The sequence below is a fragment of the Stenotrophomonas indicatrix genome (assembly GCF_050573115.1).
GTDB classification, from domain to species: domain Bacteria; phylum Pseudomonadota; class Gammaproteobacteria; order Xanthomonadales; family Xanthomonadaceae; genus Stenotrophomonas; species Stenotrophomonas lactitubi_A.
The window spans coordinates 35,230-58,337 of record NZ_JBNYZT010000005.1 but is presented as its reverse complement, the minus strand read 5'-3'; the positions used below and the strand labels follow the sequence as shown (position 1 = coordinate 58,337).

The 23,108-nt window shown below is 66.5% G+C and carries 26 protein-coding genes; 14 read left to right on the top strand and 12 right to left on the bottom strand.

Annotation, left to right across the window (positions count from 1 at the left end; genetic code table 11):
- Window positions 1-187: 187 nt before the first annotated feature.
- Both ACQ5SA_RS12925 and purE read right to left on the bottom strand, forming a co-directional pair.
- Window positions 188-1,336, bottom strand: coding sequence for a 5-(carboxyamino)imidazole ribonucleotide synthase (locus tag ACQ5SA_RS12925; RefSeq protein WP_499314425.1), 1,149 nt, complete (start codon window positions 1,334-1,336; stop codon window positions 188-190).
- Window positions 1,333-1,836, bottom strand: a complete 504-nt coding sequence (gene purE / locus ACQ5SA_RS12920) for a 5-(carboxyamino)imidazole ribonucleotide mutase (protein WP_025875268.1) — start codon at window positions 1,834-1,836, stop codon at window positions 1,333-1,335. The genes ACQ5SA_RS12925 and purE overlap by 4 nt, the downstream gene beginning before the upstream one ends.
- 58 nt (window positions 1,837-1,894) lie before the next feature.
- Here purE and ACQ5SA_RS12915 point away from each other — a divergent pair, with 58 nt between their 5' ends.
- The 4 genes from ACQ5SA_RS12915 to ACQ5SA_RS12900 all read left to right on the top strand — a co-directional run bounded on the left by ACQ5SA_RS12915 (window position 1,895) and on the right by ACQ5SA_RS12900 (window position 4,528).
- Window positions 1,895-2,164: a Trm112 family protein gene (locus ACQ5SA_RS12915; protein ID WP_230110763.1), complete on the top strand. Its 270-nt coding sequence runs from the start codon at window positions 1,895-1,897 to the stop codon at window positions 2,162-2,164.
- Window positions 2,161-3,012 (top strand): carboxylating nicotinate-nucleotide diphosphorylase, encoded by an 852-nt coding sequence (nadC, locus tag ACQ5SA_RS12910; RefSeq protein ID WP_499314424.1) that lies wholly within the window; start codon window positions 2,161-2,163, stop codon window positions 3,010-3,012. The genes ACQ5SA_RS12915 and nadC overlap by 4 nt, the downstream gene beginning before the upstream one ends.
- A gap of 112 nt (window positions 3,013-3,124) precedes the next feature.
- Window positions 3,125-4,108: a DUF2272 domain-containing protein gene (locus ACQ5SA_RS12905; RefSeq protein ID WP_499314423.1), complete on the top strand. Its 984-nt coding sequence runs from the start codon at window positions 3,125-3,127 to the stop codon at window positions 4,106-4,108.
- Window positions 4,109-4,177: 69 nt separating this feature from the next.
- The gene (locus ACQ5SA_RS12900) at window positions 4,178-4,528 is read left to right on the top strand and encodes a DUF3301 domain-containing protein (protein WP_089241240.1); all 351 of its coding nucleotides are present in this window, start codon (window positions 4,178-4,180) and stop codon (window positions 4,526-4,528) included.
- Window positions 4,529-4,611: 83 nt separating this feature from the next.
- On the opposite strand, the gene ACQ5SA_RS12895 is transcribed toward ACQ5SA_RS12900, so the two are convergent.
- The 7 genes from ACQ5SA_RS12895 to ACQ5SA_RS12865 all read right to left on the bottom strand — a co-directional run bounded on the left by ACQ5SA_RS12895 (window position 4,612) and on the right by ACQ5SA_RS12865 (window position 10,682).
- Entirely contained in the window at window positions 4,612-5,067 is a 456-nt protein-coding gene (locus ACQ5SA_RS12895) for a ClpXP protease specificity-enhancing factor (RefSeq protein ID WP_230110765.1), read from the bottom strand.
- Window positions 5,068-5,151: 84 nt separating this feature from the next.
- Window positions 5,152-5,787: a glutathione S-transferase N-terminal domain-containing protein gene (locus ACQ5SA_RS12890; RefSeq protein WP_089240017.1), complete on the bottom strand. Its 636-nt coding sequence runs from the start codon at window positions 5,785-5,787 to the stop codon at window positions 5,152-5,154.
- Between the two features lie 134 nt (window positions 5,788-5,921).
- Window positions 5,922-6,671 carry a cytochrome c1 gene (locus ACQ5SA_RS12885; RefSeq protein WP_230110766.1) on the bottom strand — a complete coding sequence of 250 codons (750 nt, stop codon included), beginning with the start codon at window positions 6,669-6,671 and terminating at the stop codon, window positions 5,922-5,924.
- Window positions 6,664-7,923: a cytochrome b gene (locus ACQ5SA_RS12880; protein ID WP_025875284.1), complete on the bottom strand. Its 1,260-nt coding sequence runs from the start codon at window positions 7,921-7,923 to the stop codon at window positions 6,664-6,666. The genes ACQ5SA_RS12885 and ACQ5SA_RS12880 overlap by 8 nt, the downstream gene beginning before the upstream one ends.
- Entirely contained in the window at window positions 7,923-8,543 is a 621-nt protein-coding gene (petA, locus tag ACQ5SA_RS12875) for a ubiquinol-cytochrome c reductase iron-sulfur subunit (RefSeq protein WP_025875286.1), read from the bottom strand. The genes ACQ5SA_RS12880 and petA overlap by 1 nt, the downstream gene beginning before the upstream one ends.
- Window positions 8,544-8,737: 194 nt before the next feature.
- Window positions 8,738-9,667: a lytic transglycosylase domain-containing protein gene (locus ACQ5SA_RS12870; protein WP_499314422.1), complete on the bottom strand. Its 930-nt coding sequence runs from the start codon at window positions 9,665-9,667 to the stop codon at window positions 8,738-8,740.
- A 46-nt stretch (window positions 9,668-9,713) separates the two neighbouring features.
- Window positions 9,714-10,682, bottom strand: coding sequence for a helix-turn-helix transcriptional regulator (locus tag ACQ5SA_RS12865; RefSeq protein WP_499314421.1), 969 nt, complete (start codon window positions 10,680-10,682; stop codon window positions 9,714-9,716).
- 80 nt (window positions 10,683-10,762) lie between these two features.
- Here ACQ5SA_RS12865 and ACQ5SA_RS12860 point away from each other — a divergent pair, with 80 nt between their 5' ends.
- Both ACQ5SA_RS12860 and miaB read left to right on the top strand, forming a co-directional pair.
- Window positions 10,763-11,383 (top strand): glutathione S-transferase family protein, encoded by a 621-nt coding sequence (locus tag ACQ5SA_RS12860; protein WP_447944877.1) that lies wholly within the window; start codon window positions 10,763-10,765, stop codon window positions 11,381-11,383.
- Between the two features lie 169 nt (window positions 11,384-11,552).
- Window positions 11,553-12,974, top strand: a complete 1,422-nt coding sequence (miaB, locus tag ACQ5SA_RS12855) for a tRNA (N6-isopentenyl adenosine(37)-C2)-methylthiotransferase MiaB (RefSeq protein WP_499314420.1) — start codon at window positions 11,553-11,555, stop codon at window positions 12,972-12,974.
- Window positions 12,975-13,062: 88 nt separating this feature from the next.
- On the opposite strand, the gene ACQ5SA_RS12850 is transcribed toward miaB, so the two are convergent.
- Genes ACQ5SA_RS12850 through ACQ5SA_RS12840 form a run of 3 tightly spaced genes read right to left on the bottom strand, consistent with a single transcriptional unit; the run spans window position 13,063 to window position 16,072 of the window.
- Window positions 13,063-14,175 carry an ABC transporter permease gene (locus ACQ5SA_RS12850; protein WP_499314419.1) on the bottom strand — a complete coding sequence of 371 codons (1,113 nt, stop codon included), beginning with the start codon at window positions 14,173-14,175 and terminating at the stop codon, window positions 13,063-13,065.
- On the bottom strand, window positions 14,172-15,095 hold the full coding sequence (locus ACQ5SA_RS12845; RefSeq protein ID WP_499314418.1) for an ABC transporter ATP-binding protein: 924 nt from the start codon (window positions 15,093-15,095) through the stop codon (window positions 14,172-14,174). Before ACQ5SA_RS12845 ends, ACQ5SA_RS12850 begins: the two co-directional genes overlap by 4 nt.
- A 20-nt stretch (window positions 15,096-15,115) precedes the next feature.
- Window positions 15,116-16,072: an HlyD family secretion protein gene (locus tag ACQ5SA_RS12840; RefSeq protein ID WP_499314417.1), complete on the bottom strand. Its 957-nt coding sequence runs from the start codon at window positions 16,070-16,072 to the stop codon at window positions 15,116-15,118.
- A 364-nt stretch (window positions 16,073-16,436) separates the two neighbouring features.
- Between ACQ5SA_RS12840 and ACQ5SA_RS12835 the strand changes: the two genes are divergently transcribed.
- The 8 genes from ACQ5SA_RS12835 to ACQ5SA_RS12800 all read left to right on the top strand — a co-directional run bounded on the left by ACQ5SA_RS12835 (window position 16,437) and on the right by ACQ5SA_RS12800 (window position 23,073).
- Window positions 16,437-17,423, top strand: a complete 987-nt coding sequence (locus tag ACQ5SA_RS12835; RefSeq protein WP_108268097.1) for a PhoH family protein — start codon at window positions 16,437-16,439, stop codon at window positions 17,421-17,423.
- Window positions 17,420-17,905, top strand: coding sequence for an rRNA maturation RNase YbeY (ybeY, locus tag ACQ5SA_RS12830; RefSeq protein WP_499314416.1), 486 nt, complete (start codon window positions 17,420-17,422; stop codon window positions 17,903-17,905). Before ACQ5SA_RS12835 ends, ybeY begins: the two co-directional genes overlap by 4 nt.
- A gap of 47 nt (window positions 17,906-17,952) precedes the next feature.
- Window positions 17,953-18,561, top strand: a complete 609-nt coding sequence (locus ACQ5SA_RS12825) for a hypothetical protein (protein ID WP_499314415.1) — start codon at window positions 17,953-17,955, stop codon at window positions 18,559-18,561.
- A gap of 41 nt (window positions 18,562-18,602) precedes the next feature.
- Complete coding sequence (locus ACQ5SA_RS12820; protein ID WP_499314414.1) at window positions 18,603-19,214, top strand: hypothetical protein; 612 nt, start codon at window positions 18,603-18,605, stop codon at window positions 19,212-19,214.
- Window positions 19,215-19,293: 79 nt separating this feature from the next.
- Window positions 19,294-19,848, top strand: a complete 555-nt coding sequence (locus tag ACQ5SA_RS12815) for a hypothetical protein (protein WP_499314413.1) — start codon at window positions 19,294-19,296, stop codon at window positions 19,846-19,848.
- 64 nt (window positions 19,849-19,912) lie between these two features.
- On the top strand, window positions 19,913-20,794 hold the full coding sequence (locus tag ACQ5SA_RS12810; RefSeq protein WP_032975685.1) for a CorC family transporter: 882 nt from the start codon (window positions 19,913-19,915) through the stop codon (window positions 20,792-20,794).
- Window positions 20,791-22,032 (top strand): lipoprotein N-acyltransferase Lnb domain-containing protein, encoded by a 1,242-nt coding sequence (locus tag ACQ5SA_RS12805; RefSeq protein ID WP_499314412.1) that lies wholly within the window; start codon window positions 20,791-20,793, stop codon window positions 22,030-22,032. The genes ACQ5SA_RS12810 and ACQ5SA_RS12805 overlap by 4 nt, the downstream gene beginning before the upstream one ends.
- A gap of 6 nt (window positions 22,033-22,038) precedes the next feature.
- On the top strand, window positions 22,039-23,073 hold the full coding sequence (locus ACQ5SA_RS12800) for a magnesium and cobalt transport protein CorA (RefSeq protein ID WP_100464464.1): 1,035 nt from the start codon (window positions 22,039-22,041) through the stop codon (window positions 23,071-23,073).
- Window positions 23,074-23,108: the final 35 nt, after the last annotated feature.

Sequence of the window (23,108 nt, the reverse complement as noted above, 5' to 3'; positions counted from 1 at the left end):
CGCTGCCGGCATCACGCCACGCCGTGGTGGATGCCCACCCTGGTGGGCTTTGCCCTGGCAGATGCCCACCTTGGTGGGCTTTGCCGGCCAGCGGCCGGCACTACCGGGATCAGCGGCGTCTGCCGGCCAGCGGCCGGCACTACCGGGATCAGCGACGCCTGTCGGCCTACGGCCGCAAAGCCTTCGCTCAGCCGTTGCGCAACGCGTGTACGGCAGGGGCCACCTGGTCCTGGCGGTCCAGTTCCAGGCCGACCTGCACCAACGCATCGGCCAGTGCACCAGCATCATCATCCCGCAGCGTCGCGTGACCGACCTTGCGGCCGTCACGCGATTCCTTGCCGTAATCGTGCCAATGGCCACTGGCCTGCTGCAGCACCGGGGCCGGATCAGGCATCGCCCCCAGCCAGTTCAGCATGCAGGCATGGCCAAGCATGCGGGTACTGCCCAGCGGCAGGCCGAGGACAGCGCGCAGGTGGTTCTCGAACTGCGAGGTTTCGCTGCCTTCGATGGTCCAGTGACCGGAGTTGTGCACGCGCGGTGCCATTTCGTTGGCCAGCAGCTCACCGTCGCGGCAGAACAGCTCCAGCGCGAACACACCCACGTACTGCAGGTGTTCGGCGACACGGTGGGCATAGCCGATCGCCGCTTCGTGCTCGGCAGCGGACAGCACCGCCGGTGCCACGCTGGCCGACAGCACACCGTCGACATGCCAGTTGCCGGTGACCGGCCAGGCCTGGAAGCTGCCATCGCGGCCGCGCACAGCAACCACGCTGACCTCACGCTGGAAGGCGACAAAGCCCTCGAGGATCAGACCTGTGCGCTCGACCTGCGCACCCAGCGCCTGCCATGCCGCATCGATGTCCGCTTCGCTGCGCAGGCGGAACTGGCCCTTGCCGTCGTAGCCCAGGCGGCGGGTCTTGAGGATGCACGGCAGACCGAATTCGGCCGCCTTGGCGGCCAGCTCGGCGCGGCTGCGGATATCGGCGAACGCCGGCAGCGGAATGCCCAGCTGCTGGAACAGGGTCTTCTCGCTCAACCGGTCCTGGGCCACGGCCAGCGCCGACGGCGGCGGGTAGACCGGCACGCGGTCGGCCAGCCATTGCGCGCTGTCAGCGGGCACGTTCTCGAAATCGAAGGTGACCACATCGACTTTGGCAGCGAAGTCCGCCAGTGCCTGACGATCGTCGAATGCGCCGACGGTGAGCGGCGCCAATGGGCCGCTGCAGGCATCGGCCGCCGGATCGTACAGTTCGAAGCGCAGTCCCAGCGGCGCACCGGCCAGGACCATCATGCGGGCGAGCTGACCGCCGCCGAGGATGCCGACGGTCAGGCTCATTGGCGCGGATCGTCGTGGGCCATCACGTCTTCGGTCTGGCGCGCGCGGAAGCTGTCCAGCGCCTGGCCGATGGCCGGCTGGTCGCTGGCCAGCATTGCGGCGGCGAACAGCGCGGCATTGGACGCGCCGGCATTGCCGATGGCGAAGGTGGCGACCGGGATGCCGGCCGGCATCTGCACGATCGACAGCAGCGAATCCATGCCATTGAGGGCCTTGGACTGCACCGGCACGCCCAGCACCGGCACCGCGGTCTTGGCCGCGATCATGCCCGGCAGATGCGCGGCGCCGCCGGCGCCGGCAATGATCGCGCGTAGCCCGCGCGAACCGGCCTGCTCGGCATAACTGAACAACACATCCGGTGTCCGATGCGCGGACACCACCTTCACTTCGAACGGAACACCCAGAGCTTCAAGCTTCTGGGCGGCGTGCTGCATGGTTTCCCAGTCGGAGCGGGAACCCATGACGATGCCGACAAGCGGCGCGATCGGGTTGGGGGTCATTGGCCGTCACCTGCCTTAAAGACGTATTCTAGCCATCTTCCACGCAAGACGAAGAACCATGGATCGCAAGCTGCTCGACCTGCTGGTATCGCCCGACACCCGCCAGCCCCTGTCCCTGCTGGATGGCAAGGGCCTGGAAGCCCTCAACCGGGCGATCGCCGCCGGCACCATCAACCGCGCCGATGGCAACCCGCTGGCGCAGCCGCTGCGCGAAGCCCTGGTCACCCGCGACCGCAAGCAGGTATTCCGCGTCGATGACGGCATTCCGGTGCTGCTGGCCGAAGAAGCCATCCCGACCGCACAGATCGCCGATTTCCCGACCGCATGAGCGCGCTGCCGACGCCGGACCCAGCCGTCGTCGCGGCCGACGTCGCCCGCGCGTTGGCCGAGGACCTGGGCAGCGGTGATGTCACCGCCGCCCTGCTGCCCGACCAGCCCGACAGCGCCTACCTGCTGTGCAAGCAGGATGCGGTGATCGCGGGCCGCCCGTGGTTCGATGCCACCCACCGCGCACTTGATGCGGACGTGCAGATCGAGTGGCAGGTGGCCGAAGGCGACCATGTCAGCGCCGGTACCGTGCTGGCGCTGCTGCATGGGCGCAGCCGCAGCCTGGTCAGCGCCGAACGCACCTCGCTGAATTTCCTGCAGACCCTGTCCGGCACCGCCACCACCACAGCCCGCTATGTAGCTGCGGTGGAAGGTACAGGCACGCGCATCCTCGATACCCGCAAGACCCTGCCCGGCCTGCGTCTGGCGCAGAAGTACGCGGTGCGTTGCGGCGGCGGCGACAACCACCGCTTCGGCCTGTACGACACGGTGATGCTGAAAGAGAATCACATCCGCGCGGCCGGCTCCCTGGCTGCCGCGGTGTCAGCCGCCCGCCGGCAATGGCCGCAGCTGCCGCTGGTGGTTGAAGTCGAGGACCTGGACCAGCTGCGGCAGGCGCTGCAGGCCGGCTGTGAACGCATCCTGCTGGACGACTTCAGCCCGGAGCTGCGGCGCGAAGCGGTGCGCATCACCGAAGGCCGCATTCCACTGGAAGTGTCCGGCAGCGTCGGCCTCGGCGGCCTGCGTTCGATCGCTGAGGATGGCGTGGACTGCATTTCCATCGGTGGCCTGACCAAGCATGTGCAGGCCATTGACCTGTCGTTGAAGCTGGGTCCGCCGCCGGGTTGAGTGTGGATTCGCGGATTGTGATGTTGCCGGCCAGCAGCCGGCACTACCGTTCTCACACCCGGCGTTCACAACAGCGCTGCGACGCTGCGACCATCCCCCACAGGAGCCGCGCATGCGCCGGATGCTCTTGCCCGCCTGCCTGCTGCTGGCCGCGGCGCCCTTCTCGGCCGCCGCCGTCGAAGCCTGCGATGTGCCGCCGCGTTTCGGCCTGAGCCCGTTGGCAGTTGCGATCCGCAATACCGCCTGCAACGAACATCGCCTCTGGTTCCGCCCCTTCATCGACCGTGACGGCCGCGCCGCCAGCCTCAGTGTCACCGAGGCCGAGAGCGATCATCTGGCTGACAACGGCCTGATCGCCTGGCAACGGGTCAGCAGCTACTGGCGCGAAAGCGGCACACTGAATGCATTGGGCAGCCAGCCGGGTGCCAGCAGTTGCCTGGCCCCGCTGGGAACCCGCTACACCGACAGCGATTGCCGCGCTTTCCTGATCGACAATCCATGGTCAGCGGCGTTCATTTCCTGGGTGATGGTGCGTGCCGGCGTACCCGGCTTCAACACCTCCCCACGCCATATCGACTACATCCGCGCCGCCTACCAGGCAGGCCCTTCCGGCGTGCCCTACCGCCTGGTGGACCCGGCCACCGCCAAGCCTGCACCGGGCGACCTGCTGTGCTTCCTGCGCGACCGCAGCAGCACACTCAGCTACAGCGGGCTGGTGCAGGCCCTGAGCAACGGCTCGGTCGGCCATTGGAAGTCGCATTGCGAAGTAGTGGTGGCGGCCAACCTCGGTGGCGACCAGACGCTTTACCTGGTGGGCGGCAATGTCATGAACACCGTGGCGATGCGCCTACTGCAACTGGACCGCACCGGCACGATCAAGCTGCCGCCGCCGCGCGAGCGCGACACCACCGGCATCGACCCGACCTGCACACCGGGCCGCGAGGACGAATGCAGCTTCAACCGGCAGGACTGGGCCGCACTGCTGCAGTTGAATGCCACTGCGCCGCGGGCTGCACCGCTTCCGCCGGCGGTACCTGCTGCGCCGACACCGACGCTGGTGCCGCAGCCGGCAACAGAGCCCGGCAGCGATCGCTGAGCAGATGCCGCTTGATCCAGTCGCCATTCGTCGCCATCTTTGGCGGATCGACACCTGACGGCTGAAGCCATGCCCACCCTGCTGATCCTGCTGATTGCCGGCGGTATCGTCTACTTCTTCTGGAACGCAGCGCGTTCGGCCGCCGAACGTGCGGTCGAACTGGGCCGCAATGCCTGCCGTGCCGCCGATGTGCAGTGGCTGGACCAGGCGGTGCACGCCACGGGTCTACGGCTGTCGCGTGGGGAAGATGGCCGGCTCGGTTTCGAGCGCACCTTCAAGTTCGAGTATTCCTACGACGGCATCGATCGCCATGTCGGCCGCATGGTGCTACGCGGCGACCAGCTGATTTCCTTCACCGGCCCGGGCGCGGCGCGGATCAGCCAGATCCGTGCGGACAACGAAGATGCCGAGGATGTGTAAGCAAGTGCATCCACGCATGGCGTGGATCTACTGGACAGCGCGCCGGTAGATCCACGCCATGCGTGGATGAAAAGCTGTGGAAGCTACTTGACCACGCGAAGGGTCGGACGGCCTTTCGGCGGCGGACCGGCGGGCGGCGTGTCGTCCGGCGGCGTCTGCTCATCGTCGTGCAGCAGCTCGTCGCTGGCCGGCGTCGGCTCGCCACCGGGAATGTCATCCGGCAACGCCATGCCCTGCCCGGTTTCGCGGGCATACACCGCCAGCACCGCGCTGATCGGCACCTGCACCGGATAGCTGGTGCCGGAGAAGCGCGCCGAGAAGCTCACCGACTCGTTGTCGATCACCAGCCGCACGACTGCGCGCTCGGCGATGTTGAGCACCACCCGGCCGTCCTTGACGGCCGAAGGCGGAACCTGCACGCCGGGAACGCCGGCGTCGACCAGGATGTGCGGAGTCAGCTGGTTGTCGTTGATCCATTCCACCAGAGCCCGCAACAGATACGGGCGGTGGCTGGTCATGTGGAAAAAGTCTTCGGTCATGCGTGAAGTGTAGCGCCCGACGCCCCTGCCGGGGCGGATCGCCTGCACGCCGGTCGGCGTGCAGACGGGAAAGCGGATGCCGGATCAGCCCGGCAGATCGCGCAGTTTCTTTTCCTGATCGGTAAGGCTGCGAACGAAACCGGGGTGGCGGAAGATCCGGTTGCCGTAGTCCTCGATGGCCTTGCTGTCCTTCGGCAACGGCACATCCAGCGATTGCAGGCGCCAGATGATCGGGGCCATCGCGCAGTCGGCCAGGCTCATTTCCGGGTTGAGGAAGAACTTGCTGGCCTTGAACAACGGCAGGGACGCCGTCAGCAGTTCCTTCAACCGCTTGCGCCCTGCCTCGGCCTGGGTCTTGTTGCCCAGCTGGATCGCCTGCACCTGCGGCACCCAGTCATGCTCGATACGCAACATGGCCAGACGGATGCGCGCGCGCGACAGCGGGTCGACCGGCATCAGCGGCGGGTGCGGATAGCGCTCGTCCAGATACTCGCTGACCACCGACGCGGCATACAGCACCAGCTCGCGCTCGACCAGGGTCGGCACCGAGTGGTATGGATTGAGATCGATCAGATCTTCCGGCGGATTCTGTGGATCGACCGGAACGAAGTCGAAACTCACGCCCTTGGCCGCCAGCACCAGGCGCACACGGTGGCACAGTACATCGTCGTTCGAGGAAAACAGCGTCAGTGTATTGCGCATGCGTACGCTCGCCGCCATCAAAGGCTCTCCTACGACAGGAGACCGCCTGCCGCATCGGCGCCACCAGCACCGTGCCGGCGGTCGACTCCTCCCCGAGTGTGCAACCGACCATCACAAAAGCCAATAGGCCCGTTGCGATGGCCGGCTCTGGATCAGTGCACGTCCTTCCAGTATTCCTTCTTCAACAGGTACACCAGGAAGGTCAGCAGGGCCAGGAACAGGATCACCCAGACACCGAGCTGCTGCCGCTTCAGCGCGGCCGGTTCGCCGGCGTATTCAAGGAAGTTGGTGATGTCCCGCACGGCCTGGTCGTACTGGGCCGCGTCGACCGAGCCCGGGCTTTCGATGCGCAGGCCGGTCACCGGCGGGTCCATGCCCGGCGCTTCGGCCTTGCCATGCACCGCGTGCTGCAGGCCCTGCATCTCCCACAAGGGATTGGGCATGGATGCGTTGGCAAACAGTGCGTTGTTCCAGCCCAGCGGGCGGCTGCTGTCCAGATAGAACGACTTCAGGTAGGTGTAGATCCAGTCGCTGCCGCGCACCCGGGAAATCAGGCTCAGGTCCGGCGGCATCTTGCCGAACCACTTCTCGGCCTGCTCCTTGGGCATCGCCACGGGCACGGGATCACCGACCGCCGAGCCGGTGAAGTTAAGGTTGTTCATCACCTCTTCCTCGCTCAGCCCCAGGTCCTCGCCCATCCGCGAATAGCGCAGGTACTTCAATGCGTGGCAGCCGCTGCAGTAGTTCATGTACAGCTGGGCGCCGCGCTGCAGCGACGCCCGGTCACCCAGGTCGTTGCCGGCCTGCAGCAGCTTGGTGCCGCCCTCGGCGGCCATGGCCAGGGTACTGCCCAGCATCAGGGCGGCCGCAAGGGCCAGCCGGACCATCCAGCGCTCAGTCATGCGTGGTCACCCTTTCCGGTACCGGCTTGGTCTTGTCCAGCCTTGTCCATATCGGCATGGTGATGAAGAAGGCGAAGTACAGGAAGGTCAGCACCCGCCCGACATAGGTCTCGTGCGCATCGGTACCAGGACCGGAGCCGATCACCATCAACCACGCGAAGCACACCACGAACATGCCCAGCAGGCCGCGCGACAGCCAGCCGCGGTAGCGGTAGGACTTAACCTTGGCGCGGTCGAGCCAAGGCACCAGGAACAGGATGGCGATGGCCGAGAACATCACGATCACGCCGCCCAGCTTGTTCGGCACCACCCGCAACATCGCGTAATAAGGCGTGTAGTACCAGACCGGCTTGATGTGCTCGGGGGTGACCAGGCGGTTGGCTTCGGTGAAGTTGTCGTGTTCCAGGAACAGCCCACCGAAGGCCGGCGCGAAGAAGATGATGAAGGCCGCGATGATCAGCAGGAAGCCCGCACCGACACCATCTTTTAGCGTGTAGTACGGATGGAACGGAATGCCGTCGGTCGGCGCGTTCGGTGACCAGCGGTTGCCCTTCGGCCCTTTCTTGATCTCCACGCCATCGGGATTGTTCGATCCCACTTCATGCAGCGCCCCCAGGTGCAGCACCACCAGCAGCAGCAGTACCAGCGGCAGCGCGATCACGTGCAGTGCGAAGAACCGGTTGAGCGTGGCGTCGCTGGGCAGGTAATCGCCCATGATCCATTCGGTCAGGCCGTTGCCGATGACCGGAATGGCGCCGAACAGCGAAATGATCACCTTGGCGCCCCAGAACGACATCTGGCCCCACGGCAGCACGTAGCCCATGAAGGCTTCGGCCATCAGCACCAGGTAGATCAGCATGCCCAGGATCCACACCAGCTCGCGCGGCTTCTGGTAACTGCCATACAGCAGCCCGCGGAACATGTGCAGGTAGACCACGATGAAGAACAGCGAGGCACCGGTGGAGTGCATGTAGCGGATGAGCCAGCCCCACTCCACGTCACGCATGATGTATTCAATGGAGGCGAATGCTTCGGCGGCATTCGTCTTGTAGTGCATGGTCAGGAAGATGCCGGTAACGATCTGGTTGACCAGCACCAGCAGCGCCAGCGAGCCGAAGTAGTACCAGATGTTGAAGTTCTTCGGCGCGTAGTACTCGCTGACATGCTTGCGGTAGATCGGCATCAACCCCGGCGCGCGGGCATTGACCCAGTCGGCCACGCCGGTGGCGGTACGGCTGAGGATGTTGGACATCAGGCAGCCCCCTGCGGATCGACACCGATGATGATGGTGTTGTCGTCCTGGTAGTGGTGCGCGGGCACCTTCAGGTTGATGGGTGCGGGCACGTCCTTGAAGACGCGGCCGGACATGTCGAAGCGCGACTTGTGGCAGGGGCAGAAATAGCCGCCCTTCCATTGCGGGTCGTAGGGCTCGGGGCGGATTTCACCGACCATTTCCGGCGAGCAGCCCAAGTGCGTGCAGAGACCGACCAGCACCGAGATCTCAGGCTTGATCGAGCGCAGCTCGGGGTTCTGCTTGAGCACGTACTCCGGCTGCTGGTCCTTCTCGCCGGACTCGGGGTCCTTCAAGCGGCCATCCAGCCCATGCAGCGCATCGAGGATCGCCTTGGACCGTTTGACGATCCAGATCGGCTGGCCACGCCATTCCACGATCAGGCGTTGGCCTTCCTGCAGGGCGCTGATGTCGGCCACCACCGGTGCGCCGGCAAGCTTGGCGCGGGCACTGGGGTTCCAGGATTTGATGAAAGGAACTGCGGTGAATCCGACGCCGACGGCGCCCACCACGGCTGTGGTGGCAGTAAGAAAACGCCGACGTCCGGTGTTGACTGGATCGTGTACCCCATCGTTGGCCATCCGGCACTCCGATATTGATTAGGTAGCTTTAAGGCTGCCAGCGGTTCCGGTGGGGGCCAGAGCCGCATTGAATCTCGGTCGAGTGTAGCGGAACCGTCGCGCGCCACACAACGCATTGCAACAACATTGATTGCGGGGTTGCCGGCCAGCGGCCGGCACTACCTTTCAATTGCGTGCCGACCAACGGTCGGCACCTACTGATGGGTCAGGGCGGTGCGGTAACGCTCGGCCAGCTGGCCGACCCGGCGCACGTAATACTGGGTCTCGCTGTAGGGTGGCACGCCGCCATGGCGATCGACAGCGCCTTCGCCGGCGTTGTAACCGGCCGCGGCCAGGGTCAGATCACCTTTGAAACGCTTCAACAACCACGCCAGGTACTGCACGCCGCCACGGATGTTCTGCCCGGCGTCGTAGGAATCGCTGACGCCGAAACGCGCGGCGGTGGGCGGCATCAGCTGCATCAGGCCCTGGGCACCGGCACGGCTGAGCGCGGTCGGGTTGTAGGCCGACTCGGCATGGATGATCGCGCGCACCACCGCTTCTTCCACCCCGAACTCGCGTGCGGCCGAGGTGATCTCGCTCTGGAAGGCCGTGGTGTTCAGGCGCACGCTGCCGAAATCGACGCGTGGATTGACCCCGCAGGCGTAGCAGCGCTCCATGAAGCTGTAGCGGATGGTCCGCACCGAGCCGAGATTGGCAACCTGGGTCGGGCGTGCGCTGGTGTAGTGGCGCACCCCGTCCTGCATGTACGAATAGACCTGGCCGCTGACCATCTTGCCGCCGCGTGTACTGGCCGGTGTGGACGCCGCTACGGGTGCCGCAGCCGGAGCGACAGCGGGACTGGCAGCACTGGCAGCCACGGCAACCGGGTTGCGCTCGGCACTGGCCACCACTGCAGCAGGTACTGCCGCAGGTGCTGATGCTGGGATGGCGACCGGAGCGCGCACCGCCCTGCCCGCGCTGCGGGTATAGCTGATGGTGCTGCATTGGGCACCGGCCACCCGCTTGCTGACATAGCTGGTGACCCCGTCGGCGCCAAGGCACTTGTACAGGGTGCCGGCGCTGGCCGGCGCAGCGGTCAGCGCAGCGATGATGATCGCCGTTATCCCCAGTCTCCCCTTCATGGCCGCGAGTGTCCCAGCTTCGCTGCGGCTTGCCAAGGGCGCCGGCTCAGACCGTGACGGTGGGCACGGCCAGGAGCTGGCTGATCCCGGCCAGACGCTGGGACAGCTCCTCGCGCAGCTCGGCCGGCGTGGTCCACAGCGCCACCGGCAGGCGGTCCAGGCTGAGGATCTGCGCCAGCATCATGCCGCGGCTTTCCGCGCCCATCCGCAACAGGCAATGGCCTGGCCCATCGGCCTCGAGCACGCCGCACCAGGGCGGAATGCGCCCAGCCAGCTCCGCTTCGCTGCCGGCCAGGCGCAGGACGGCCTGCAGCGCGAACGGCGCCTGGCTCACCGCCTGCCGCACCATCACATCGGGCGGCGCCGGGGTTCGCCGGTGCAGGCCAGGCTCGGGCAGAAGCCGCACCGCGCCCATCCGGTCCACACGCAGCGTGCGCCAGTCCTGCCGCCCCAGATCCCAGGCCAGCAGATACCAGCGCCGCCCGTAGTTGACCAGGTGCTGGGCCTCGACTTGCCGTTGCGTCACCGCGTCCTGCGCGCTGCGGTATTCGAAGGCCAGCCGCGCGGCCTGCCGGCAATGCTGGGCCAGCCGCCCGAGCAGTCGCGCGTCGGTAGATGGCAGGTCGGACAGGGTCGCAGTGGCGGCATGCACTTCGCCGGCCTGTTGGCGACGACGCGCCGGCACCAGCGGGTCGAGCTTGGACAGCAGGCCCCGCGCGGTGTCATCAATGCCGGACACCGTGGCCGACGCCGCACGCAGGGCAATCGCCAGCGTGGTGGCTTCTTCCTCATCCAGCAGCATCGGCAGCACCGGCGCACCGGCGCCCAGCCGATAGCCGCCCCCTACGCCGGCCGAGGCCTGCACCGGATACCCCAGCTCGCGCAGGCGCTCGACATCGCGGCGGATGCTGCGCCGGTCCACGCCCATGCGCTCGGCCAGCTCGGCACCGGACCAGTGGCGGCGGGCCTGCAGCAGCGAGATCAGGCGAAGCAGGCGATGGGCGGTATGGCGCATGACGGATCGCGGACAGAAGTCGTCCGCAATTGTGCCTCAGCATGGGTCCCACTTCACCACCACCTGCAAGGAGCAATGCCATGACGTCACGCCAGATCACCCTCTACCACGCCGCCCGTTCACGCTCGAGCGGCGCGGTGGCCCTGCTTGAAGCACTGGGCGCCGACTACCGCATGCAGGTGCTGGACCTGAAGGCCGGTGCCAACCTGGCCCCGGCCTATCTGGCGATCAATCCGATGGGCAAGGTGCCGGCCATCGTGCACAACGGCGCCCTGGTGACCGAGCAGGTGGCGATCTACCTGTACCTGGCCGACCTGTACCCGGAAGCCGGGCTGGCACCGCCGATCGGCGACGCCCTGCGCGGCCCCTATCTGCGCTGGATGGCCTTCTACGGCGCCTGCTTCGAGCCGGCGATGATCGACCGGGCGATGCGCCGCGACCCGCCGCCACATGCGATGTCGCCCTACAACGACGCCGACACCGTGCTGCAGGTGATCGAAGCACAGCTGGCGCAGGGGCCGTACCTGCTGGGCGAGGCGATGAGTGCGGCCGACGTGTTGTGGGGCAATGCGCTGGCATGGACCAGTGCGTTCGGCCTCGTGCAGCCAGCACCGGCGACGGCCGCCTACATCGAACGGATGAGCGCGATGACCGCGTTTGATCGTTCGCGGCAGATCGATGCGGAGCTGATCGCGGCGTAAGGGCACTCGCCTGGCACGGCCCGCCGCTACCGAACGGGGCGGGAGGTGGGTAGCGCGGGGCCATGCCCCGCGAGCGCGCAGCGCGGCGCCGTTGGCGTTGCGCAGGGCGAGCGCGACGGGATGCGGGTAGAATCGCCCCCTTTCCCGCCACCCGAATGGATTAAGCGCCATGACCGGGACGCCAGACGTCTTTCCGCCCGCCACGCCGGGTGGTACCCCGCTCGTTGCCCTGCCCTCTGGTCCGCGCAAGCCCGACCAGGTGAAAGGCAAGCTGTACATCAAGACCCACGGTTGCCAGATGAACGAGTACGACTCGGCCAAGATGGCCGACGTGCTCGCCGCCAGCGATGGCCTGGAACTGACTGACCGCCCGGAAGACGCCGACGTCATCCTGGTCAATACCTGCTCGATCCGCGAAAAGGCCCAGGAGAAGGTGTTCAGCCAGCTGGGCATCTGGAAGAGCCTGAAGAACCAGGGCCGCGAGGTCATCATCGGCGTCGGCGGTTGCGTGGCGTCGCAGGAAGGCGAGGCGATCATCAAGCGTGCCCCGTTTGTTGACCTGGTGTTCGGCCCGCAGACGCTGCATCGCCTGCCGGAGCTGATCCGCGCCCGTCGCGAACAGCAGCGCCCGCAGGTGGACATCAGCTTCCCGGAAATCGAGAAGTTCGATCGCATGCCCGAACCGCGTGCCGATGGCGCGTCGGCGTTCGTGTCGATCATGGAAGGCTGCTCCAAGTACTGCTCGTTCTGCGTAGTGCCCTACACGCGCGGCACCGAAGTCAGCCGCCCGTTCGAGGACGTGGTGGTGGAAGTGGCGCAGCTCGCCGCGCAGGGCGTGCGCGAGATCAACCTGCTCGGCCAGAACGTCAACGCCTATCGCGGTCCCTATGGCGACGGCGAGTTCGCCGACCTCGGCCTGCTGATCCGCACCATCGCCGAGATCGATGGCGTTGGCCGCATCCGCTTCACCACCTCGCACCCGCTGGAGTTCAGCGATTCGCTGATCGATGCGTTCCGCGATGTGCCGCAGCTGGCCAACTTCCTGCACCTGCCGGTGCAGGCGGGCAGCGACCGTGTGCTGTCGGCGATGAAGCGCGGTTACACCGCACTGGAATTCAAGTCGAAGATCCGCAAGCTGCGTGCGGTACGCCCGGACATCTCGATCAGTTCGGACTTCATCGTTGGTTTCCCCGGCGAGACCGATGCGGACTTCGAGAAGACCATGAAACTGATCGAGGACATCGGCTTCGACCACAGCTTCTCCTTCATCTATTCGCGTCGCCCCGGCACCCCGGCAGCGGATCTGGAAGACACGATCAGCGATGCGGAAAAGCATGCACGCCTGTCGCGCCTGCAGGAACGCATCAATGCACACGCTGCAGGCATCTCCGAGAAGATGGTTGGCAGCGTGCAGACCGTGCTGGTGGAAGGCCCTTCACGCAAGAACCCGAACGAACTGACCGGCAAGACCGAGAACATGCGTTCGGTGAACTTCCCGGCGCACCCGCGCCTGATCGGCCAGTTCGTGGACGTGGTGATCACTGAAGCGTTGACCAATTCGCTGCGCGGCCGCGTGGTGGCGGCGGACTGAGCGCCAGGGTCGGATCCCCGCAGGGGCTCCGACCTGTTGCACCGATCAATGGGGTCAGAGCCCCTGCGGGGATCCGACCCCGGTCCCTTCAATCCAGGCGTTTGCGGAAGCGCAGGATGGCCAGGGTCATCATCGCCACGATGAACACCAGCAGTGCCAGTGCGTCCGGCCACAGCTCCCACAGCGAGGCCCCGCGCAGCATGATGCCGCGCACCAGGCGCAGGAAATGGGTGAGCGGCAGCACTTCAGCCAGCCACTGCACCGGCCTGGGCATGCCGGCGAACGGGAACATGAAACCCGACAGCAGGATCGACGGCAGGAACAGGAACAGGGTCATCTGCATGGCCTGGAACTGCGACCGCGCGCGCGTTGAAATCAACAGGCCCAGCGCCAGGTTGGCCAGCACCAGCAGCACCGCGGCCAGGTAGACATCAACCAGGCTGCCGCGGATCGGGACCTCGAACAGCCAGGTTCCCAGCAGCAGTACCAGCGTGGTCTGCAGCAGACCGATCGCCGCATAGGGCAACACCTTGCCGACCATCAGTTCGCTGCGCGATACCGGCGTGGCGATCAGCAGTTCCATGTTGCCGCGTTCGCGTTCGCGTACCACCGCCACTGCGGTGAACATCACCAGGGTCATGGTCAGGATTACTCCGATCAGGCCAGGCACGATGTTCACTGCTGAGCGCCGTTGCGGGTTGTAGAAGCTGATGACGCTCACCTGCCCGCTGGCGATGCTGCCTTCGCGCAGCGGCCGTGTGTTGCTGGTCGGGCGCGTGTCCAGCGGTACCTGCGCCAGCTGGATCGCCGCACTCTGCACCACCGTGTCGCTGCCGTCGACCAGCACCTGCACCGCTTCGCGGCCTTCGTAGCGGCGTCGCTCGAAGTCGGCCGGAATCACGATGCCCACGCTGATCCTGCCCCGTCGCAACGCCTCCATCAGCTGATCGGGCGTATGGGCCTGCGCGCGCGGCGTGATCACGCCGGTGGCGACCATGTCCTGCACCAGCGCGCGCGACGCCGCACTATTGGCCTGATCGGCGATACCGGCATCCAGATGCCGCAGGTTGAGGTTGATCGCATAGCCGAACAGCAGCAGCTGCATCACCGGGATGCCGACGATCATCGCCAGGGTGATGCGGTCACGGCGCAGTTGCCGCAGCTCCTTGAGCATGATCGCCCATAGCCGTCGCACGCTCATGCGGCAGGCTCCCGACCACGGCCACGGGTGGCGGCAACGAATACGTCTTCCAGGTTGGGCGCCACCGGTTCGATCCTGGCCTGCGGATCGGCGGCGGCAAGTGCCTGCGCCAGCACGCTGGTATCGGCCGCACCCTCGCTGCACAGCACGCGCAGTTCGGTGCCGATCTGGGCCACGCTGAGCACGCCCGGCAACGCCGCCAGCGCGCGGCTGGCCTGCCGGGGCTGCGAGGCGGTGACCTTCAGGGTACGACCCTGCAGCTGCGCGCACAGCTCGGCCGGGGTGCCATCAGCCACCAGGGCACCGCGATCGAGGATCGCCAGCCGGTGGCAGCGTTCGGCCTCGTCCATGTAGTGGGTGGACACCAGCACCGTGGTGCCGGCATCGGCGAGTTCGAACAGCGCCTCCCAGAAATCGCGACGCGACTCAGGATCGACCGCACTGGTCGGCTCATCCAGGAACAGCAGTTCCGGCGCATGGATCACCGCACCGGCGAGCGCCAGCCGCTGCTTCTGCCCGCCGCTGAGGGTGCCGGCCAACTGCACCTGGCGGTCCTGCAGACGGTACTGCTGCAGCAGCGCATCGACCCGCTGCCGCGCCTGCACGCGTGGTAGATCCTGGATGGCAGCCAGGAATTCCAGGTTCTCCCGCACCGACAGGTCTTCGTACAACGAAAAGCGCTGGGTCATGTAGCCGATGCGGCGGCGCAACGCCTCGGCCTGCGCCGGAATGGCCAGGCCCAGCACTTCGATCTCGCCCGCGCTTGGTTCAAGCAGCCCGCACAGCATGCGGATGGTGGTCGACTTGCCCGAGCCGTTCGGGCCGAGGAAGCCGTATACCTGCCCGCGCGGCACCTGCAGGTCGACGTTGTCCACCGCCAGCAGGTCGCCGAAGCGGCGGCTCAGGCCCTGCGCGCGCACGGCGATGTCATCGACGGGATTCAGAAGCGCACCTGTACCGGCAGCCCGGCGGGCAGCGCCTGCATGTCGGCACTGTCATCGATCTCGATCTCGGCCAGGTAGCTCAGCCGCGAGACGTCATCACCGGTCAACGCGTAATACGGGGTAAAGGAAGGCTCGCTGCGGATCGACCGCACATGCCCTTTCAACACGGTGTTCGCGCCATCCAGCTGCACCTGCGCCGCCTGCCCCACCTTCACCTGCAGGCGCAATGGCTGCGGCAGGTACACGCGCGCATACGGGCGCTCGCCCACCAGCATCACCACCAACGGCGCACCGATCGGTGCCTGGTCGCCCTGCCGGTACGGCAACGCATCGACCACGCCGTCGCGCGGCGCGCGCAGCTGCAGCTTGTGCAGGTTGACGGCCTGCACCACCTCCTGCGCCTGCGTCGCCCGAGCGGTGGCCTGGCCTTGGGCAATGTCCTCCCGACGGTTGCCGCGCTGCAGCTCCAGCCACGCCTGTTCGGCAGCGCGCACGCTGGCCACGGCGTTGTCAGCGGCCGCGCGGGCCCGGTCCAGGTCGGCAGCAGCGACCAGCCGCTGGCGGGCCAGCGGTTGCACCCGGCGGTAGTACGCGGTCGCTTCCGCCGCCTGCGCGCGCAGCGCGGTGAGCTGTGCCTGCGCCTGGGCGATCTGCTCCGGACGCGGGCCCACCTGCAGTTCCTCAAGCTGTGCCTGCACGCGGGCGGTTTCGGCCTGTGCGGCGTCGAACTGGGCGGCGCCACGGGCAGGGTCCAGGCGCATCAGCAGCGCGCCGGCCTTGACCGCCTGCCCTTCGCGCACGTCAACGGCACTGATCACTTCCGCCGCCGGTGCAGGCACGCTGATCCGGTCCCATTCAAGCGTACCCAGTGCCGCCGGCGGTGCTTCGCCGCAGCCCGCCAGCAGGCAGCTGCCCAGCAGCCCCATCCTGCGCATCCACGTGCCCACGGCCATGCGCCACCTCCTCCGATGGCGCCACGGTGCCATGCTCCCTGTGCACCCGCAATGATCCAGAACAGGGCTGGTCAATAATTGATCACCGGCCGGCAACGCCACTGCCGCAAGGCTCGCTGCCACCTATCCACAGGTTCGCGGCAACACCGTCCACACCACATGTGGAGAACCCTGCAGGCACTGGCACAATTTTCACCACGGCATCATCTTCCTTGTGGCACAAGCGCTGCGAAGGACTATCCACAGGTTTCTTCGACGCCGGTCCACACCCGGTGTGGAGAACTGTCGTCCTGCCGCCTTGCGCGTTACCCTTGTCGTCCCTGACTCCATCGCGGTGGACGGCGACCCCGCCCCACCCCAAGCAATGAAAAGCATCGAGCATCGAGACTTCACCCTGTCGCCGGAAGACAACGCGCAGCTGGCCAACCTGTGCGGCCCGTTCGACGGACACCTTCGCCAGATCGAATTGAAGCTTGGCGTGGAAATCGCCAACCGCGGCTTCGTGTTCCGCATCAGCGGGCCGGCCGAGGCCAGCGCCGAGGCACAGAAGCTGATCGAGGCGCTGTATGAAGAAGCCGCCGAGACCACCTTCGACAGCCACGGCATCCACCTGCGCCTGAACGCGGCGAACATCGAGCAGATCGCCGATCGTTCCTACGAAGCGCAGGACGTGGCGATCAAGGTCAAGCGCGGAACCGTGCGCGGGCGCGGTTCCAACCAGAGCCGCTACCTGCACCAGATCGTCAGCCATGACATCAACTTCGGCATCGGCCCGGCCGGTACCGGCAAGACGTTCCTGGCCGTGGCCAGCGCGGTGGAAGCGCTGAACGAATCGCGGGTGCAGCGCCTGATCCTGGTGCGTCCGGCGGTCGAGGCCGGCGAGAAACTGGGCTTCCTGCCCGGTGACCTGAGCCAGAAAGTCGACCCGTACCTGCGGCCGCTGTACGACGCCCTGTATGAAATGCTGGGTGTGGAAAAGGTGCTCAAGCTGCTGGAAAAGAACGTCATCGAGATCGCGCCGCTGGCCTACATGCGCGGCCGCACGCTCAACGATGCGTTCGTGATCCTGGACGAAGCGCAGAACACCACCATCGAACAGATGAAGATGTTCCTGACCCGCCTGGGCTTCGGCTCCACCGCCGTGGTCACCGGCGATCTGACCCAGACCGACCTGCCCAAGCACGTGAAGTCCGGCCTGCGCGATGCAATCGACGTACTGCGCGATGTCGAGGGCGTGAGCTTCACCTTCTTCGACGCCCGCGATGTGGTCCGCCACCCGCTGGTGGCACGCATTGTCAGCGCCTACGACCGCCGCGACCTGCATCAGATCCAACCTGGAGCGACTCCATGACCCGTGGTCCCGAGCGACTGGATGTCGCCGTCAGCTATGCCCTGCCGCGTGCCGGCCTGCCCTCGGCCGTCAGCTTCCGCAAGTGGGTCGCGGCCGCGCTGAAGGGGCGCATCCGCGAGGCCGACCTCGCCATCCGCGTGGTCGACAGCAAGGAAGGCCAATCCCTGAACCGGCATTACCGGGGCAAGGACTACGCCACCAACGTGCTCAGCTTCCCGGCCGACGTGCCGGAAGGCCTGCCCAAGGGCGTCAAGTTCCCGCTGCTGGGCGACCTGGTGATCTGCGCGCCGGTGGTGGCGCGTGAAGCCGACGAGCAGAGCAAGGCGCTCAATGCCCACTACGCGCACCTGACCGTGCACGGCGTGCTGCACCTGCTCGGCTGGGACCACGAGGACGACAAGGAAGCCGAGGCGATGGAACAACTGGAACGCGAGATCCTGGCCGAGCTCGGCATCGACGATCCCTACGCCGGCGAGCGCTGAGCCTCGCACGGCGCTATCCTGCGCCTGCAACCTCCCCGGAGACATGGATGATGATGGGCGACATGGGGCCATTCCTGGCCGGAAGTGCGATCTTCTCCCTGCTGCTGGTCATGGCCGCCAATGGGGTGCGCCGCGTCAGCGCCCGCCACCCCGATGGCCGGCACTGGCTGCTGCGCACGCTGGCCCTGCTGTCCCCGACCAGCCTGCTGGCAGGCGTAGCCGTGGGCATGGTCGGGCCGCATCTGCTGGGTGGCCATGGGCCGGTGAGCAGCACCTCGACGCTGTGGATGACCGCGATGGTGTTGATCCTGATCGGTGCGTTCTCCGCACCGATAAGCTGGCGCGTGGTCCTGCAGCAGCGCTTGGGCCGCGCAAGCGGCAGCCTGCCGTTCTTCCATGCAACGCGCACGCAGTTGTGCGCGCTGTTTGTGCTCGCTGCCGCGTATATGGGCGCTGCCCACCACGCCAGTGCAGACCTGCCGCCCTGGCTGCTGGAACCGGGTGCACTGCAGTTTGCAGTCCGCTCCGTGCTGCAAGTGATCCACATAGCACTGGTCTCGGTGCTGCTCGCCCTGCCGGTGATGGCGTTCCGTGCCGTGGCCAACCGTTCGGTACGACGTGTGCGGGCGCTGCTGCACCGGACATCGCAGGGCTGACACCGCCCTTTGCAACGGGTGATACCGGCCCGGGAGCGCCAATGTCATTGATGCCCTCACTGTTGCTTGCCGCGCTGCTGCAGTCCGTAGCAGGCCTGATGTCCGATCCCGACCAGCCCTCACCGTTCCCCGCCAGCGACAGCGAGGGCGACATCGCCGCAAAGGTTGCCGAGCTGCGGGCGTTCTTTGGCAGCAGCGAACAGGACACCCGCCAGGCCGTCGCCACCGCCCAGCAACGGGCACTGTTCGAGCGCCTGGAAGCCCGACACGCGGCACGGCTGGCGGGCGCTTGGGTGGAAAACGATCCGGGCTGGCACATCGTGGTGCGATTGACAGGTGATGCACCGGTGGCGGATGAAGTACATGGCGGCGCGGATGGCCCGCAGTACGTGCATTTCCGCACCGGCGCTGCGCTGACCGAGGCGGAGATGCTGCGACGCATGCGGGCCCAGCGCGACTGGATCCACAGTCAGATTCCGCAGGTTGACGGTCTTGCGCTGGACGTCAAAACCGGCGAGCTGGTGCTCGATGTTGAAGATGACAGACAGATACGAGCAGCGGTGAGCAGCGTGCGCGATCACCTGGAAGTGCAACTGGGCTACCCGGTCCGGATCAACTGGCAGTCTGCCTCCAGCCAGCGATTCCCCCTCTGACCCGCCGGGTCTGCTCGCCGCCCGCGTGCATCGTCGTTACCATGCACGGCTTCCATCCTGCCGACGGGGTGCTCCCGCGATGTCACCGCTGCGTTTCCTGCCCATGCTGCTGGTCGTCGCCCCAGCCGCTTCCGCCGCGCCACTGGACCTGCCAGCGCTGATCGAGTGCCGCCAGGGCGTGGTCGAGCATGCCGCGCTGGCCCCCCTGTTGGCCGATCCGCTGAAGGCCGTGGCCCACGGCCTGCAGCCGCTGCCGCAGGGCAACCAGTTCATGAGCGAGTACCGCCTGGCCAGCCCCATCACCGTGTTCGGCCAGCAGACCGAAAGCGTGGCCGTGGCGGGCGCCAGCATCATGGCGGTGCTTGATCAGGCCGACCCGCGGCCACTGGCCAGGCAACTGGCGCTGGAGACCGGCTACGACCAGGACGGCAAGTTCATGGCCGGGCGCGAGCTGGTCAGCCGCGATGTGACCGACCCCAAGACCGGGGAGGCGCAGATCGAGTCGATCATCCTCAGCGTATCCACCGTCGCCACCCACCCGGGCAAGACCCTGGCCGGCTGCACCTACAGCCTGGACCTGCCGGCCGAGGACGAGGGCCCGGCCGCCGCCGCCCCGGCTGGCAAGGGTCACTGACAGGCCCCCACATCCTGCTAGACTGGAGCCATCGCCCGGCCTGCCGGGTGCCTTTTTTCCAGAGATGTCAGAAGACGACAGTAGTAGCTCCTTCGTGGAGCACAGTGAAAAGAAGCGCGGCTGGCTTGAACGCCTGACGTCTGCTTTTTCCGGCGAACCCCATACCCGCGACGAGCTGGTCGCTGTCCTGCACACCGCGCAGGAAGAAGGGTTGATCGCCGCCGATACCCTGAAGATGATGGAAGGTGCCATTTCGGTAGCCGAGCTGACCGTGGGCGACGTGATGATCTCGCGTTCGCAGATGGTCTCGCTGCCGGTGGAGGCGCCCTTCCTGGAGCTGATGAAGCAGGTGGTCGAGTCCGGCCATTCGCGCTTCCCGGTGCACGGCGAGAACAAGGACGACATCCTCGGCGTGCTGCTGGCCAAGGACCTGCTGCGCGGCGTTGTTGCCGACAATGGTCCGGGCAACGTCCGTGAACTGCTGCGCCCGGCGGTGCTGATTCCGGAAGCGAAGAAGCTCAACGTGCTGTTGAAGGAGTTCCGCCTGTCGCGCAACCACATGGCGATCGTGGTGGACGAGTACGGCGGTGTCGCCGGCCTGGTCACCATCGAAGACGTGCTGGAGCAGATCGTCGGCGAGATCGACGACGAGCACGACGAGGCCGAGGATTTCTCAGCGCAGATCGCCATCCAGGCCGACGGCCAGTACGTGGTCGATGCCCTCACCCCGATCGGCGATTTCAACGAGCGCTTCGGTGCCACCTTCTCCGATGAGGACTACGACACCATCGGCGGCCTGGTGACCGAAGCCGTCGGCCATCTGCCGGAAGTCGGCGATGAACTGGCGTTGGACCGCTTCATGTTCCGTGTGGCCCGCGCCGATGCGCGCCGGGTCCAGGCCTTCCATGTAACGGTGCTGGCACCGGACGCGCAGGACGACGCTTGAAGCACCGTGGCCTGATCCTGACCCTGTGGCTGGCGTTGTGCCTGCTGGCCACGGCCCTGCCGCTGACTGCGTTCGCACAGGCGGCGCCGCCGGCCGTTTCCACGTCCAGCGATGCCCCAGCCCCGCGTGTCGGCGTGGTCACCATGCAACCGGGCACCGTGTTCTTCGAACGCTTCGGCCACGATGCCATCGTCGTGCTGGACCCGGTGAGCGGCGAAGCGATCTCGTACAACTTCGGCTACTTCGATCCGTCCGAACAGGATTTCATCGGCCGCTTCGTGCGTGGCGACATGATGTACTACCTGGTGGCCCTGCCACTGCAGCAGGACCTGTCGTACTACGACGAGACCGGCCGCGGTGCCAGCGTACAGTGGCTGGATATCACCCCGGACCAGGCACGCTCGCTGGCCGCCGACCTGGCCGAACGGGCCAAGCCGGAAAACGCCCGCTACCACTACGATTACTACACCGCCAACTGCGCGACGATGGTGCGTGACACGCTGGACAAGGCACTGGGCGGCGGGTTGCATTCACAGCTGTCGGGCCGTTCGCGCGGCAACACCTATCGCAGCGAGTCGGTGCGCCTCGCGTCGCCGGCGCCGTGGATGTGGCTGGGCTTCGATATCGGCCTGGGTCCGTTTGCCGACCAGCCGCTGTCGCGCTGGCAGGAAGCCTTCGTGCCGATGCGCCTGGCCGATGCCCTGCGACAAGCCCGCAACAGCGACGGCCGCCCGCTGGTGCAGTCCGAGCAGGAGCTGCTGCCGCACCGCATCGACCCCGAGCCGAAGGAATTCGCGCGCCGCTGGTGGCCTTGGCTGCTGTGTGGCCTGGTGATTGCGGCGGGCGTGCTGGCGCTGCGCAACCGTCCGCGCCTGCTGGCCGGCCTGGCCTTGCCGCTGTGGCTGCTGTGCACGATTGCCGGTGGCCTGCTGGTGTTCCTGTGGGGCTTCAGCACGCACTACGCCGCCTGGGCCAACCGCAACCTGCTGCTGCTGTCGCCGCTGTGCCTGCTGCTGTTGCCGGGCGCGGTCAGCCTGCTGCGGCGGCGCGTGCCTGGCCGCATGTTCAGGATCGTGCTGTGGCTGGTAGCGGTACAGGCCGTGGCCGCACTGGTGCTGCACTGGCTGAGCCTGCAGGCACAGTACAACGTGCAGTGGATAGTGCTGCTGCTGCCGGTCCACGCTGCGCTGGCCTGGGTGCTGGGGCGCCGTCCTCACTTGTCGGAAACGCAGCACTGACGCACGATGGCGGGCATGTCATTGCCCGCCTCACTGCCCGTCCCTGCTGCCGCCTCCGCCGCAGCCAATCCCACCTGCGTCATCAACTGCGTCCACTACGATGACGACGGCAAACGCCACGACATCAGCCTGGATGCCATCAGCGATGTCATCGCCAGCAACAACGGCTTCGTCTGGGTTGGCCTGTACGACCCGAATGAAGATGTCCTGCTGAAGCTGCAGGAAGAATTCTGCCTGCACGACCTGGCCGTCGAGGATGCGCGCAACGCGCACCAGCGCCCCAAGGTGGAGGCCTACGGCAATTCCTTGTTCGTGGTGGTGACCACCGCGCAGATGGTTGACGAGCGCATCCAGTACGGCGAAACCCATGCCTTCCTCGGCCCACGATTCCTGGTGACCGTGCGCCATGGCGCCTCGTTGTCGTACGCGCCGGTGCGCGCACGCGTCGAGCGCGAACCACAACTGCTGAAGATGGGGCCGTCGTACTGCCTTTACGCCGTGGCCGACTTCGTGGTGGACAACTACCTGCCCATCACCAACCGTTTCCGCGACACCCTGGAACTGCTGGAGAAGGACATCTTCGCCGACAGCTACAAGCGCAGCACCGTTGTGCGCCTGTATGAGCTCAAGCGCGAGTTGAACAAGATGCGGATGGCAGTGGCGCCACTGCAGGATGTGCTGGCGCAGCTGCGCCGCTACCAGGGCGAACTGTTCCCGGACGAAGTGAAGCTGTATATCCGCGACGTGCACGACCATGCGGTACGCATCAGCGATGTGATCGACACCCTGCGCGAGATGCTGGGCACGGCCTTGAGCGTGAACCTGTCACTGGTGACGCTGGCCCAGGGCGAGACGGTGAAGCGCCTGGGTGCATGGGCCGCGCTGCTGGCCGCACCGACCTTGATCACCAGCTGGTATGGCATGAATTTCAGCCACATGCCGGAACTGAACCAGCCGTGGGCCTACCCGCTGATGATCGTCGGCGTCGGTGGCATCTGCGTCGGCCTGTACCGGCTGTTCAAACGGGTGAAATGGTTGTAGGTAGTGCCGGCCGCTGGCCGGCAACCTCATGATGC